Source organism: Christiangramia sp. 3-2217-3z, from assembly GCF_051195275.1.
GTDB lineage: Bacteria > Bacteroidota > Bacteroidia > Flavobacteriales > Flavobacteriaceae > Christiangramia > Christiangramia marina.
This window is the reverse complement of record NZ_JBNJLI010000009.1, coordinates 21,425-35,058: the sequence shown is the minus strand read 5'-3', so window position 1 is coordinate 35,058 and position 13,634 is coordinate 21,425. Positions and strand designations below refer to the sequence as shown.

The following is a 13,634-nucleotide window of genomic DNA, read 5'->3' as shown; positions in this document are numbered from 1 at the left end:
GAAAACGCCTGCATTTGTTACAAATTAGTTCTTAAAAAGATCGGCAAGTACATCTTTCATGCTATAGATACCTGTTTTGTCTTGAAGATATTCTGCAGCGACCACAGCTCCAAGGGCAAATCCCTGCCTGCTTTTAGCGGTATGTTTGATCTCGATGGTATCAATTTCAGAATCGTAGCTTACTACGTGTGTTCCTGGAACATCTTCAATTCGCTTGGCATGTATCGGAATTTTATTCTCATCTGCCGAGTCTAATTGCCAGCCCTTTAATTGCTTGTTTTCATGAATGATCTGTTCAGCAAGGCTAATTGCAGTTCCACTAGGGGCATCCAGTTTCTTGGTATGATGAATTTCCTCGATCTCTACGGAATAATCTTCCAGGCCTTGCATCATGCCGGCTAATTTTTGGTTCAATTCGAAAAACACGTTGACCCCAAGACTAAAATTTGAAGCGTATATAAATGCTGAATTCTCTTCGGCACAGATTTTCGTTGCCTTTTCATAATCATCGAGCCAACCAGTAGTTCCGCTTACAACGGGTACTGCAGCTTTAAAACAAGTAGTAATATTTTTAAAGGCAGCATCGGGTACACTGAAATCTATAGCAACATCTGCCTTCGTGAGATCATGATTTTCGCTGCCATCGCTTACTTTCAGTACGATCTCGTGACCTCTGTTTTTCGCGATTTCCTCAATGGTTTTACCCATTCTTCCGTAGCCTAAAAGAGCGATTTTCATTTAAAAATTAAAGTTTAAAGTAAGTCCGTAATTGGTTTTTCCGGTAAGTGAATTGAAATCGAGATTAGGTTGAAGTGTTAAATCTTCATCTACGTTAAACTGTCGTAAATGGGCCTCTACATTGGCATCGATGATATTCAGAATATAAACGCCAACCGTTACCAGTAAAGAGATCTCTTTATTTTTCTGATAGAATTCCTGCGCACTAATAAGTCTGTCTGTACTAACTAGAACTCTGTCACCCTTACCATTAAATTCGTCTTCCCGTCCTGCGATCCGGTTCTTATAGGCGTCACGAAACCTGTTGTATTCTTTATCATTATCGAGATAAAAATAGATTCCTGTAGCCAGTCCGCCGTAAGCAATAGGAATTTTCCAGTAGCTGCCATTATAAGCCTGTCCTAACCCAGGAAGTATCGCCGAGTAAAATGCAGCTTTTGCCGGGGCAAGTGCGTTGTAAGGTTCGTAATCCTTCTCAACAACTTCAGTTTCTACACCTTTCGTTGCCTGAATGCTTAAAGAGTCGGTTTGCGCCTGGATTCCTGAAAAAGAGAACAGCACTAATAATATAAAAAGTAGTGATCTATTCTTCACTTTTGATCAGGTTTTTGATACGCTCAAAATCTTCTTCCGAAGAAAATGGAATTGTTAGTTTTCCACTTCCTTTTTTGGTAACCTTCACATCTACTTTGGTTCCCAAATATTCTGAAAATTCCTTGATTCCTTTTTTGTAGGTTTTTGGAACACTGGTCTTAGCAGTGGTATTTGCTGAAGTTTTCCCTTTGCCATTAAGCTCACGAACTAATTGCTCAGTTTCTCGAACCGACAATGATTTTTGCAGGATCTTCTCGTAAATATCAAGCTGTTGCTGCGTGTCATCAATATTGATAAGTGCACGGCCATGTCCCATACTAAGGAAACCATCTCTCATCCCGGTCTGGATGATAGGATCCAATTTTAGAAGCCTGAGGTAGTTGGCAACTGTAGACCTGTTTTTCCCAATCCTGTCACTTAATTGTTCCTGGGTTAACTGGATCTCATCGATCAATCTCTGGTAAGAAATAGCAATTTCTATAGGATCAAGATCCTGTCGCTGTATATTTTCAACAAGCGCCATTTCCAGGGATTCCTGGTCGTTCGCAATTCGAATATAGGAAGGGATGGTTTTAAGACCTACCAGTTTTGAAGCTCTAAATCTTCTTTCTCCAGATACCAGCTGGTATTTGTCAAAATCAAGTTTTCTTACCGTAATTGGCTGGATCACTCCAAGCTCCCGAATGGAAGTAGCAAGCTCCTTCAGTGAGTCTTCGTTAAAGCTGGTTCTTGGCTGAAATGGGTTTACTTCAATAGAAGATAGTTCCAGTTCAACAATATGTCCTACGAGTTTATCGGCATTTTTATCTTCTGCAGATTTTATATCGTTATCAGGATCTTTGAGTAAGGCTGAAAGTCCTCTTCCCAATGCCTGTTTTCTGGTAGCCTTAGCCATTTCTATTCGTTTTTCTTAATAATTTCATGTGCCAGGCTTAGGTAATTGCTGGCTCCTTTACTGGAAGCATCATAGTTAATGATACTTTCACCATAACTTGGTGCTTCACTTAAACGAACATTTCGCTGAATGATTGTTTCGAAAACCATCTCATCAAAATGTTTTTTAACCTCATCTACCACCTGATTAGACAAACGTAACCTTGAATCATACATAGTTAATAGCAAACCTTCAATATCGAGCTTGTTATTATGAAGTTTCTGAACGCTTTTAATGGTGTTAAGTAATTTGCCCAGACCTTCGAGTGCAAAATATTCACATTGGATAGGTATGATCACTGAATCTGAAGCAGTAAGCGCATTTAGCGTGAGTAGTCCAAGAGATGGAGCACAATCTATTAGGATATAGTCATACAGTTCCTTCAAAGGAGTAATAGCACGTTTCAACATGCTTTCCCTGTTCTCCTGATCCACCAGTTCAATTTCTATAGCAACAAGGTCTATATGTGCCGGGATAATATCCAGGTTAGGGGAATTGGTTTTTTGAATGGCATCTTCTGCTTTTACCGAGTGCTCCAATAGTTGATAAGTTCCATTTTCCACTTCCTCAACATCTATCCCCAATCCCGATGTGGCATTGGCCTGTGGATCGGCATCAATCAATAAGATCTTTTTCTCTAAAACCCCAAGTGAAGCTGCAAGGTTTACAGATGTTGTGGTTTTACCCACTCCTCCCTTTTGGTTGGCAATAGCAATGATTTTACCCATTAATTCAGTCTGATTTTTGAAAGGTAAAAATACAATTTATTATAGGTTTAGAAAATGTATTTGTTAACAGCTTCTGAAGAATGCTTAAAATAAAAAACCGCCGCCAGGTTAATTCTGGCGGCGGTCAATTAAACAACATTTTTCTCTATTTATTCTGCTGAAGCTTCTTCAGTTTCTGGCATTAGAACTCCCATTAGATAATTTGAACCTAAGAATTCTTCCGCTAGGTCCTGAAGCTCTTCTGCTTCAAGATCATCAACCATTTCGTTGAATTTGTTGATCTCGCTCAATTTGAAACCTTCTTCTTCAGCTTTTCTAAGCTGTTGCATCCAGAATTGGTTTTCCTGCAATTGTTCCTTGCGCTGTACCTTAAAAGTCTCTTTCACTTTTGCAAGATCTTCTTCCGTAGGCCCTTCAGTTCTTAGCTTTTCAACTTCAGCAAGCGCAGCCTTCGTAAGTTTGTCTACATTCTCAGGTCCGCATGGGAAGGAGATCGAAAAGTTGTAGCTGTCATAAGGAATTTGAGACATGTTTCCACGAGCTCCAACTCCGTAAACACCACCTTCTTCTTCACGCAGTTGTTCTACCAGTTTAATGGTAAGAACTTCTCCAAGTGCAGACAATGCAAAATCGTCTTCTTTGTCATATTCAGTTTCACCATTCCAGATGATGCTTACCTGACTTTTAGGATCGGAACCTTTGTAGATAGTTTTAGTACGCTGCTCGTCGGTTTTCTCTCTAAAAACTGGCGCTTTGTATTCTTCATCAGAATTGGAAGCAGGAAGACTAGCGATATAAGTGCTGGCGTATTCCTTTAATTGAGCTTCATCTACATTTCCTACGAAGAAAAATGTAAAGTCTGAAGCATCAGCAAAACGTTCCTGGTATTTCTGGTAAGCAAGATCGTAATCCATTTCGTCATACCTTTCTGGAGTAGGGAAACCTACATATCTCGTATTGCCTTCATTTCTGAATTTACTCAACTCATTTTGAAAATAGAAGTTTGGATTGGACATCAGGTTACCCAGGAAATTTTTCTGCTTGGTTACAAAGGACTGGTACGCCTCTTCATCTTTGTTAAGATCTGTAAAATACAAATGTATCATCTGCATCAGGGTCTCAAAATCTTTTGAAGTGGAAGAACCATTCAATCCTTCAGAATAAGTAGATATCTGCGGATTCACATTGACGATCTTACCGCTCATCATTTTATTCATGTCATTCTTGTCTAAACCTCCTACACCAGCTTCGTTAAGACCAGCATTGACATAAACTGTAGACATATATTCGTCGTCTGAGTACAAAGAGTTTCCTCCTTCACTATATGCTGAAAACAGGATCTCGTCATTTTTGAAATCAGTTTTCTTCAGCATTATTTTAGCACCGTTGCTAAGGATCATGGTTGTAATCCCTAATTCTTCATTCGTAGTTGATTCTTTTACAGAACCTTTTACAGGCATTTCAGTAATTAGATTTTCACGAACTTCTTCATCTGCATACTTCTCGATATCTGAGTTTTTAACGTCATCAAGAACGGCAAGTACCTGTTCTTCAGAAATCTTTTTAACCGATTCTTTTTCAGGTCCGGTGAAAATGATGACTCTATTTTCATCATGCAGGAAGTTGTTAATCAAACCATTAATGTTCTCCAGTTTAACAGCATCAAGGTTGTTCTTAGCAAATTCGTAGGTCCATTCTGTTCCAGGTATTGGTGAATCTTCCAGGAAATGACTTACGTATTGTCCAATAATTCTATTGCTTTCCTGCTTGTCACGGTCCTTATAAGCTTTCTCAAGCTGAGCAAGATATTCTTTCTTAGCTCTTTCAAATTCAGCTTCGCTAAAACCATATCTTTTTACTCGCTCATTTTCTGTTACCAATGCTTTTAGAGCTTCCATTTGTGAATTTTCCCCAGCCATTGCAAAAGATTGATATGCGTTTTTCTTTGGAGAATAAGTTCCGCCGTAATAAGAGAAACCATAAGTAAATGGAGGAGTAGAGGAGTTGGCAAGTTCCTGCAGCCTGTTATTGATCATAGAAGAAAACATGTTTTTTTCCAGTTGTTTCTTGTAATCTGCAATAGTCACTACATCTTCTGCCTCATCCATATCCTTATAATAGATACTAACCTGGCTAAAGTTAGCTTCAGGGTCTGATGCGATAGCTACAAAAGTTGAATCATGGTTGGGTACACCATATTCTTTTCGTTCTACCGGGTTTTCTCTGGCCTCAAGATTTGAGAAATGAGATTTGATCTTTTGTTCTATAGTCTCTACATCAAGATCCCCAACCGCAATCACAGCCATAAGCCCTGGGCGATACCAGTCATTATAGTAGTTTCGAATAGTTTCGTAATCTGCATTCTCGATGACATCTTTCTTACCAATTGGGAGTCTTTCAGCATATCTCGAATTGTACATCACCTTCGGAAGGTATTCCTGCATCATTCTCTTGTCTGGCCCCAGTCCAAGTCTGTATTCTTCCAGGACTACTCCGCGTTCGCCATCGATAGCTTCTTCAGTAAGAAGAGCATTATGGGCCCAATCTTCAAGAATGGTGAATCCTTTTTCAAGTTTTTCAGGATCATCACTGGGAATTGGCAGAATATACACAGTCTCATCAAAGCTGGTGTAGGCATTAAGATCTGCTCCAAATTTTACTCCAATACTTTGCAGGTAATCTACCAGTTCATTTTTTTCAAAATTCTTGGTACCGTTAAAGTTCATGTGTTCGATAAAATGAGCAAGCCCTTGCTGATCATCGTTTTCCAGAATAGAACCTGCTTTGAGCGCAAGGCGTAACTCCAATTTGTCTTCTGGCTTCCCATTATTGCGAATGTAATAGGTTAGACCATTGTCCAGTTTCCCGATTTTCACGTCTGGATCCATAGGGATCTCATCGGTGTCGCTCGTTTGGGCGATTCCAATTCCAGTAAATACCAGAAACAGCAGCCAGAGGTTGCCTGTTAGGTTTTTTTTCATAATAAATTGAAATAGGTGTTAATTAATTGCGCACAAGATAATATTTCAAATCAATTAACACATATTAATGATACGGTAATGTCTAAAAAATAACATTGAGCTTCCATAAAAAAACCGGGCTTTCAAGGCCCGGTTTAAATTAAGGTGTGTACAACTACTTTCCTTTTTTAGATTTGATCATTTGTTCCAGCATGTCCCACATTTCTTCAGGAACATCTTCCAGTAAATTAAACTGTCCGGCACCTTTTAACCATTCTCCACCATCTATGGTGATCACTTCACCATTTACATATGCAGAGAAATCTGAAACAAGGTATGCGGCGAGATTTGCCAGTTCCTGGTGATCTCCAACTCTTTTGAGAGGTACCTTTTTAGCCAGATCGAACTTTTCTTTTAAATCTCCTGGTAGCAATCTGTCCCACGCGCCTTTAGTAGGAAAAGGTCCAGGTGCAATGGCATTGGATCTAATCCCGTATTTTGCCCATTCTACTGCCAGAGACCTGGTCATGGCAAGTACTCCGGCTTTTGCAGTTGCACTTGGGACTACGTAAGCAGATCCCGTCCAGGCATAGGTAGTAACGATATTAAGAATATTCTTATTTTCCTGCTTTTCGTCGATCCAGTGTTTTCCAAAAGCAAGTGTACAGTTCTTGCTACCTTTTAATACAATATCAATAATGGTATCAAAGGCATTCGCGCTCAAACGTTCTGTTGGTGATATAAAATTTCCGGCTGCGTTATTCAGTAGAATATCTACAGATCCAAATTCGGCTACCGCTTTATCGCGCATAGCTTCCACCTGATCATAATGTCTTACATCACACTGCAAGGGAAGACATCTTCCACCGGTTTGTTCTTCCAGTTCTTTTGCTACTTTCTCCAGCTTTTCCATATTTCTGGAAGTGATTGCAACGTTTGCTCCCAGTTCCAGGAAATAGGTAGTCATCGATTTTCCAAGACCACTACCACCACCGGTTACAACAATTGTTTTTCCGGCTAAAGCATCATCACGGAGCATTTTTTTCTTTAAATCCATATTTTGGTTGGTTATATGATTATTCGTCGATTAAAATTTCAAGTAATTGTATCGCAGCATCACTAATCTTGGTCCCCGGGCCAAATACAGCCACGGCTCCTGAATCGAACAGGAACTGGTAATCCTGAGATGGGATCACACCTCCAACGATCACCATGATATCATCACGTCCTAACTTCTGAAGTTCTTCAATAACCTGCGGAACAAGGGTCTTGTGTCCTGCGGCCAGTGAAGATACCCCTAAAATATGAACGTCATTTTCGACGGCCTGTTGTGCTGCTTCGGCAGGAGTCTGGAACAAAGGTCCAATATCCACATCAAAACCAAGATCGGCATATCCGGTAGCAACTACCTTCGCTCCACGATCGTGACCATCCTGTCCCATTTTCGCAACCATAATCCTTGGTCGGCGACCGTCCATTTCAGCGAACTTGTCGGCCATTTCACGAGCCTTTTTAAATGAGCTGTCGTCTTTCATTTCTTTTGAATATACTCCGCTGAATGACTGAATCTTAGCTTTATATCTACCGTAAACGCTTTCGAGAGCATCACTAATTTCACCCAATGTAGCACGATCACGTGCTGCTTCAACGGCAAGTTCCAGTAAGTTAGCATTTTCTTCTTTAGCAGCCCTGGTTAGCTTTTCAAGGCTCTTTTTTACCTTATCTGAATCTCTCTCCAATCTTATTTTTTCTAACCTGGCGACCTGCTGTTTTCGCACGGTTTGATTATCTACTTCCAGAGTAACCATATCATCTTCCTTATCCAGACGATATTTGTTCACACCTATGATCACATCTGTTTCGCTGTCTATCCTGGCCTGCTTTTTGGCAGCAGCTTCTTCGATCCTCATTTTTGGAATACCGGCCTCAATAGCTTTGGTCATCCCTCCAAGTTCTTCAACTTCTTCAATGAGCTTCCAGGCCTTGGCAGCGATCTCTTCGGTAAGCTTTTCAACATAATAACTTCCGGCCCAAGGATCCACCGTCTTGGTAATATTCGTCTCCTGTTGAAGATAAAGTTGAGTATTTCGCGCTATTCTGGCGGAAAAGTCGGTTGGAAGTGCGATCGCTTCATCGAGAGCATTGGTATGTAAACTCTGGGTTCCACCAAAGGCTGCTGCCGCTGCTTCGATACAGGTTCTGGCCACGTTGTTAAATGGATCCTGCTCGGTTAAACTCCATCCACTGGTTTGTGAATGCGTTCTTAGACTTAGAGATTTAGGATTGGTAGGATTAAATTGCTTTACCAGTTTTGCCCATAACATTCTTCCTGCGCGCATTTTGGCGATCTCCATAAAATGATTCATCCCAATCGCCCAGAAAAATGATAGTCTTGGTGCGAAACTGTCAATTTTCATTCCTGCATCAAGACCTTTGCGAATATATTCCAGACCATCGGCCAGCGTATAGGCAAGCTCGATATCGCAGGTAGCACCGGCTTCCTGCATATGATAACCGGAAATACTAATGCTGTTGAACTTCGGCATGTTTTGAGAGGAATACTCAAAAATGTCTGAAATGATCTTCATGGAAGGAGTAGGAGGATAGATATAGGTATTCCTTACCATAAACTCCTTAAGTATATCATTCTGGATCGTACCAGATAATAATTCTGGTTTTACGCCCTGTTCTTCCGCAGCAACGATGTAGAACGCCATAATAGGAAGAACTGCTCCATTCATGGTCATGGAAACCGACATTTTATCCAGCGGAATCTGGTCGAAAAGGATCTTCATGTCCTCGACCGAATCTATCGCAACTCCGGCTTTACCTACATCTCCAACTACACGCTCGTGATCACTGTCATAACCTCGATGCGTTGGCAAGTCGAATGCTACTGATAGTCCTTTTTGCCCAGCAGCTAAATTTCGTCTGTAAAATGCGTTGCTTTCTTCAGCGGTAGAAAAGCCTGCATATTGTCTAATCGTCCATGGTCTGCTCACATACATCGTACTATATGGTCCGCGTAAATATGGAGGGATTCCCGCGGCAAATTCAAGATGTTCTGCTTCGGAAAGGTCTTCTTTTGAGTAAGATGCTTTGATCTCGATCTCTTCGGGCGTCTCAAAGGTCTCTGCGCTTATTTTCTTTGCTGAAGATAGATCTTTATCGTTCAAGCTTATATTTTGAAGGTCTTTACGTGACATCGTTACTAGTTTTGAGAGGTTTCTACAGAAGTTTCCTTTTTCAGTCGTTTTTGCTCCATCGCTTCACTTAATCTTCTTTCCAGGATTGGCTGTAAAAGGGTTTTTCTTGGATTCTGTTTTAAGAAAGGAAACAACTCAAGATCATCTTTCATTCTGTCTTCAGGGTTTTCGAACTTATTGGTTCCAATAAGGATCAATTCTCCCGAATCAAATCTATGTTGTTCTTCTTTTGCGCTTTCCTTAATCTTTTTCTGAATAATTCCTTCTTTAAGTTCCTTTAGCAAACCACCGCCTTTTTCAATATCCTTAAATATCTGTAAAGCTTTTTCCGCGATCTGGCGGGTGATCGTTTCTATATAATAAGTGCCTTCAGCAACATTTCCTACTTTTCCAAAATAGCTTTCGTGTCTCATCACCAGCAATTGATTGCGAGCAATGCGGTCACCAAACTCGTTATTCTTATGATAGATGGCATCGTAGGGCATATTGCAAATGCTGTCTGCACCTCCAAGGATCGCACTCATACTTTCTGTGGTGGTTCTAAGCAGGTTGACATTAAAGTCATATAAGGTTTTGGTGCGTTTTGTTGGTTCGGTAACAATATGACAATCTTTGTGAAATCCAAATTCTGGTGCGATAGTGGCAAATAGCCAGCGTAATGCTCTTATTTTCGAAATTTCAAAGAAATAATCTGATCCTACCGAAACGTAAAATTGAATTTTAAGACTCGCTTTCTTTTCTGAATCCAGGTTTTCAAAATGATGTAGATATTCTGAAACCTGGGCAAGTGAATATGCCAGTTGCTGCGGAATATTTGCCCCGGCATTTTGATATAATCCCAGGTCTATGCTCAAAACTGAAGCAAAGCCGGAACTTTTCTGAATAATTTTTTCTAATTCTGAATGATCAGATTTCAGGTTTTCGAACCAGTTTCCCGATCGGGCCAGGTTGCCTATAATATCGTTACGCAGGTAAACCTTTCGATTAGTCTTACTAATTTCCTTATCCAGCTTCAGTATAAATTCTGAATTAAGGAACTCGCATTGCAGGTAAACCGGAACTTCTACTGGTATCGACTTCAGAATTTCTACGAAATCGATTTCTTCAGAAGCTAAAATGAACCATAAAGATTCAGTTCCCTTCTGTAGTTTGTCTTGGGCTTTATTTACTGCGGAAGCTTCAGAAGTGATATAGATCTTTTCACAGATATTCCAGTGAGCCGGATTAGGTATCGAAAGACTTTCTGAAATATCTTCCGAAGAATAGAAGGGTTTTATATCAATGCCGTGGAGAGTTTTGGTAACCAGTTTCTCATTATAATCGGCACCTTTAAGATCTGCCTGGATCTTTTGTTTCCATTGCTTCGCAGAAACATTTTCGAATTCCTGAAATAACAATTGCTTCATGATTTTAAATTTTTGGCGGGCGAGATCAATCTATAGTGTCGTACTCGATAATATAAATATCTTCATTGGGTCTTTTCATATAGTACTTCTGGCGGGCAAAACGTTCGAGTTGCACCGAATCCTGAAGATCTTCAATGATAGCCTTGTCTTTCGCGATCTCTTCCTGATAATAGCTCTTATTACTTTGCAGTTCTTCTATTTCCACATCCAGTTCGTGATGTATGAACCAGGAATTGGTATCCAGAAAGAACATCCAGCCTATGAAAATAATGCTTATCAGTACATACTTGTTACTGATAAACCGGAACCATCGTTTTTTACGCAGGTCTTTTAATTTCATAGGTTTTAAAGATACAAAATTAGCTTAAGCGATCTTTGATAATAGTCTGAACGATGTCAACAGCCACCGTATTGTAGCGATTGGTAGGAATGATGATATCGGCAAATTCTTTGGTAGGTTCTATAAACTGCTGATGCATTGGTTTTAAAGTCGTTTGGTATCTCCAGAGCACTTCTTCCAGATCACGACCGCGATCTGCAATGTCACGTTTTAAACGGCGAATTAATCGCTCATCACTATCTGCATGAACATAGATCTTAATGTCAAAAAGGTCACGAATTTCAGGATGGGTGAGGATAAGGATTCCTTCAACGATCACTACTTTTCGAGGGTGTATCTCTACAAACTCTCCGGTTCTGTTATGTTCTTTAAAAGAATAGACTGGTTGCTGAATGTTATGACCGGCGCGTAACTGTCTTAAATGCTCTGCCAGAAGATCGAAATCAATGGATTTGGGATGATCAAAATTTATCTTTTTACGCTCTTCAAAAGTTAGATGAGTCGTATCCTGGTAGTAAGAGTCCTGGGAGATCACATCTACCTCTTCATGTTTTAATTCATCGATGATTTGATTTACAACCGTAGTCTTACCACTCCCGGTACCACCGGCGATCCCAATAATTAGCATGTTTCTAGAATTTTTGCAAAGGTAATATTACTTTTTAAAAATCTTCGGAAAGTGCAGCCTGGCTTTCGAAATAAAAAAAACCGACTTGAAAAAAGTCGGTTTTGAAATTGTTGAGGGTTTCTTATTCAGCGCTTTCCTTGACAGCAGCAACTTCTTCAACCGTCACCATCTCGTCAATATTATTGCTCCAGGAGTTCATGACGTAGTTCATTGCATCTGCAACTTCCTGGTCGCTTAAGCCCATTGGAGTCATCACGTTATCATATTTCTCACCGTTCACTTCAATAGGACCTTTCATTCCATATTTAACACCGCGAATGCTTTCTTCACGCTTTTCTGTAAGCCAGTTTGAGCCATCGAGTGGAGGATAAGTGCCGGCAATTCCTTTTCCGTTCGGTAAGTGACAGGTCACACAAAGATCTGAATAAATACCTTTTCCTCTCTTGATACTTGCGGTTAGCGGAGTTTGTTCGCTGGACTTTTCCGAAGAAGGAATTACATAAGATTCATCTTCGGTTTCATTTTCTTTTTTATCAGATTTACAAGCCACCATCGCGGCCAATCCAAATACGAAAAGTAGTTTTTTCATGTGATTATTTGTTGGTTAATTTTGCAATTCCTTTACCTTCAATGGCTACATAAATATCTCCGTCTGGTCCTTGTCTTACATCACGCATTCGTCCTGCACCATCAATAAGTTTGGTTCTTTTAGTGATCTTTTTACCATCCAGTTCAAGGAGTTCAAGATATTGAAATTTTAGAGATCCCACTAAGAGTTTCCCTTTCAATTCTGAAAATTTTTCTGAAGTTACATAAGCGAATCCGCTAGGAGCAATAGAAGGTAACCAGTAGAAAATAGGATCCTTCATTCCCGTCTTGCTACGCTCGTCGGTAATTGGTGTCCCGCTGTAATTTTCACCATAAGTCACTACAGGCCAACCATAATTAGCGCCTTTCTCTACCACATTGATCTCGTCTCCACCTTTTGGTCCATGCTCATGTACCCAGATCTCTCCGGTTTCAGGGTTGAGAATCATTCCCTGCGGATTTCTATGTCCGTAAGAATAGATCGCTTCAACGGCATTTTCTTCCCCTACGAAAGGATTGTCTGAAGGAATAGAACCATCGTCATTCAATCTGTAAACTTTCCCGTTATCACGTGAGATATCCTGTGGATTTACATCGCGCTCACCTCTTTCACCAGCACTAAAGAACAGGTAACCATCTTTATCAAAAGCTATCCTGGAGCCAAAATGCTGACCTTTGGTTGTATTTGGAGAAGCTTTATACAGAACCTCTTGAGAAGTCAATTTACTGCCTTCAAGTTTTGCCCGCATAATGGCGGTGTTCCCACCATCTGCACTTCCTTCTGGGGAAGCATAGGAGAAATAGATCCAGCCATTAGATTCATATTCTGGGTGAAGCACCACATCAAGCAAACCTCCCTGACCACGATCATAAACTTCAGGACCACCAGTAATCTGGATCTTTTCACCATTTTTAAAATGTAGGATATCACCGTTTTTCTCAGTGATAAGCATGGTTTTATCTGGCATAAATGTAAAGCCCCATGGAATATCCAGCCCTTCAACTACCATCTCAAAACCATACGCATTTGATACTCCAGCTTCCATAGGTTCTGGAACTTGTTGATCTTCTTCGGAAGTAGCTTCAGGAACCGCAACAGGATCTTCAGTATTTTCTGAAAGATCGTTTCCAGAATTTGAATCACCACAAGCATAAACTGAAAGTAAAATACCAATGGAAGCAATATACTTTTTCATATTTCTCTTTTTTAAAGCAATGTTTGAACTAAGATATAAAAAAATGAAACTTTCCATGGTAGAATATGATTTATTCTTATATTTGCCGCCCAATTAATGCTAAACAAAGCATTTTTCGGGGTGTAGCGTAGCCCGGTTATCGCGCCTGCTTTGGGAGCAGGAGGCCGCAGGTTCGAATCCTGCCACCCCGACTTACTAAAGAAGATTAAAAAGGTAATTTCATGAAGATCATGTAATTACCTTTTTTTATGTCCAATATGTTTCCATTTGATCGTCCTTCTGGATTGCCTTCCTGTTGTTGAACGAAAGTATATCT

The 13,634-nt window shown here is 40.2% G+C and carries 11 protein-coding genes, 1 tRNA gene and 1 pseudogene; 1 reads left to right on the top strand and 12 read right to left on the bottom strand.

Annotated elements, in window-relative coordinates:
- Positions 1–24: 24 nt before the first annotated feature.
- The 12 genes and pseudogenes from dapB to ACSHZO_RS14275 form a co-directional block, all read right to left on the bottom strand.
- Positions 25–738, bottom strand: a complete 714-nt coding sequence (dapB, locus tag ACSHZO_RS14330; protein ID WP_298248155.1) for a 4-hydroxy-tetrahydrodipicolinate reductase — start codon at positions 736–738, stop codon at positions 25–27.
- Complete coding sequence (locus ACSHZO_RS14325) at positions 739–1,332, bottom strand: DUF5683 domain-containing protein (protein ID WP_298248156.1); 594 nt, start codon at positions 1,330–1,332, stop codon at positions 739–741.
- Positions 1,322–2,227 (bottom strand): ParB/RepB/Spo0J family partition protein, encoded by a 906-nt coding sequence (locus ACSHZO_RS14320; protein WP_141878242.1) that lies wholly within the window; start codon positions 2,225–2,227, stop codon positions 1,322–1,324. The genes ACSHZO_RS14325 and ACSHZO_RS14320 overlap by 11 nt, the downstream gene beginning before the upstream one ends.
- 2 nt (positions 2,228–2,229) lie before the next feature.
- Entirely contained in the window at positions 2,230–2,994 is a 765-nt protein-coding gene (locus ACSHZO_RS14315) for a ParA family protein (RefSeq protein WP_141878241.1), read from the bottom strand.
- A 149-nt stretch (positions 2,995–3,143) separates the two neighbouring features.
- Positions 3,144–5,975: a M16 family metallopeptidase gene (locus ACSHZO_RS14310; protein WP_298248157.1), complete on the bottom strand. Its 2,832-nt coding sequence runs from the start codon at positions 5,973–5,975 to the stop codon at positions 3,144–3,146.
- A 154-nt stretch (positions 5,976–6,129) separates the two neighbouring features.
- Positions 6,130–7,011 carry an SDR family oxidoreductase gene (locus tag ACSHZO_RS14305; protein ID WP_141878239.1) on the bottom strand — a complete coding sequence of 294 codons (882 nt, stop codon included), beginning with the start codon at positions 7,009–7,011 and terminating at the stop codon, positions 6,130–6,132.
- Between the two features lie 19 nt (positions 7,012–7,030).
- Positions 7,031–9,160, bottom strand: coding sequence for a methylmalonyl-CoA mutase (gene scpA / locus ACSHZO_RS14300; protein WP_298248158.1), 2,130 nt, complete (start codon positions 9,158–9,160; stop codon positions 7,031–7,033).
- 5 nt (positions 9,161–9,165) lie between these two features.
- Positions 9,166–10,566 (bottom strand): methylmalonyl-CoA mutase subunit beta, encoded by a 1,401-nt coding sequence (locus ACSHZO_RS14295; protein WP_298248159.1) that lies wholly within the window; start codon positions 10,564–10,566, stop codon positions 9,166–9,168.
- A gap of 25 nt (positions 10,567–10,591) precedes the next feature.
- Entirely contained in the window at positions 10,592–10,906 is a 315-nt protein-coding gene (locus ACSHZO_RS14290) for an FtsB family cell division protein (RefSeq protein WP_141878236.1), read from the bottom strand.
- Positions 10,907–10,925: 19 nt separating this feature from the next.
- Positions 10,926–11,546 (bottom strand): annotated as a pseudogene (udk, locus tag ACSHZO_RS14285) (uridine kinase); the annotation flags it as partial.
- A gap of 109 nt (positions 11,547–11,655) precedes the next feature.
- A complete protein-coding gene (locus ACSHZO_RS14280) occupies positions 11,656–12,123 on the bottom strand; it encodes a c-type cytochrome (RefSeq protein WP_298248160.1) in 468 nt (155 codons plus the stop codon).
- 4 nt (positions 12,124–12,127) lie between these two features.
- Positions 12,128–13,318 (bottom strand): PQQ-dependent sugar dehydrogenase, encoded by a 1,191-nt coding sequence (locus tag ACSHZO_RS14275; protein WP_298248161.1) that lies wholly within the window; start codon positions 13,316–13,318, stop codon positions 12,128–12,130.
- Positions 13,319–13,434: 116 nt separating this feature from the next.
- On the opposite strand from ACSHZO_RS14275, the gene ACSHZO_RS14270 reads away from it, so the two are divergent.
- Positions 13,435–13,509, top strand: a tRNA-Pro gene (locus ACSHZO_RS14270).
- Positions 13,510–13,634: the final 125 nt, after the last annotated feature.

Excerpts from the sequence above, each read along its gene's own strand:
- dapB (WP_298248155.1), bottom strand. The coding sequence starts at position 738 with ATGAAAATCGCTCTTTTAGGCTACGGAAGAATGGGTAAAACCATTGAG.
- ACSHZO_RS14320 (WP_141878242.1), bottom strand. The coding sequence starts at position 2,227 with ATGGCTAAGGCTACCAGAAAACAGGCATTGGGAAGAGGACTTTCAGCC.
- ACSHZO_RS14315 (WP_141878241.1), bottom strand. The coding sequence starts at position 2,994 with ATGGGTAAAATCATTGCTATTGCCAACCAAAAGGGAGGAGTGGGTAAA.
- ACSHZO_RS14310 (WP_298248157.1), bottom strand. The coding sequence starts at position 5,975 with ATGAAAAAAAACCTAACAGGCAACCTCTGGCTGCTGTTTCTGGTATTT.
- ACSHZO_RS14305 (WP_141878239.1), bottom strand. The coding sequence starts at position 7,011 with ATGGATTTAAAGAAAAAAATGCTCCGTGATGATGCTTTAGCCGGAAAA.
- scpA (WP_298248158.1), bottom strand. The coding sequence starts at position 9,160 with ATGTCACGTAAAGACCTTCAAAATATAAGCTTGAACGATAAAGATCTA.
- ACSHZO_RS14295 (WP_298248159.1), bottom strand. The coding sequence starts at position 10,566 with ATGAAGCAATTGTTATTTCAGGAATTCGAAAATGTTTCTGCGAAGCAA.
- ACSHZO_RS14290 (WP_141878236.1), bottom strand. The coding sequence starts at position 10,906 with ATGAAATTAAAAGACCTGCGTAAAAAACGATGGTTCCGGTTTATCAGT.
- ACSHZO_RS14280 (WP_298248160.1), bottom strand. The coding sequence starts at position 12,123 with ATGAAAAAACTACTTTTCGTATTTGGATTGGCCGCGATGGTGGCTTGT.
- ACSHZO_RS14275 (WP_298248161.1), bottom strand. The coding sequence starts at position 13,318 with ATGAAAAAGTATATTGCTTCCATTGGTATTTTACTTTCAGTTTATGCT.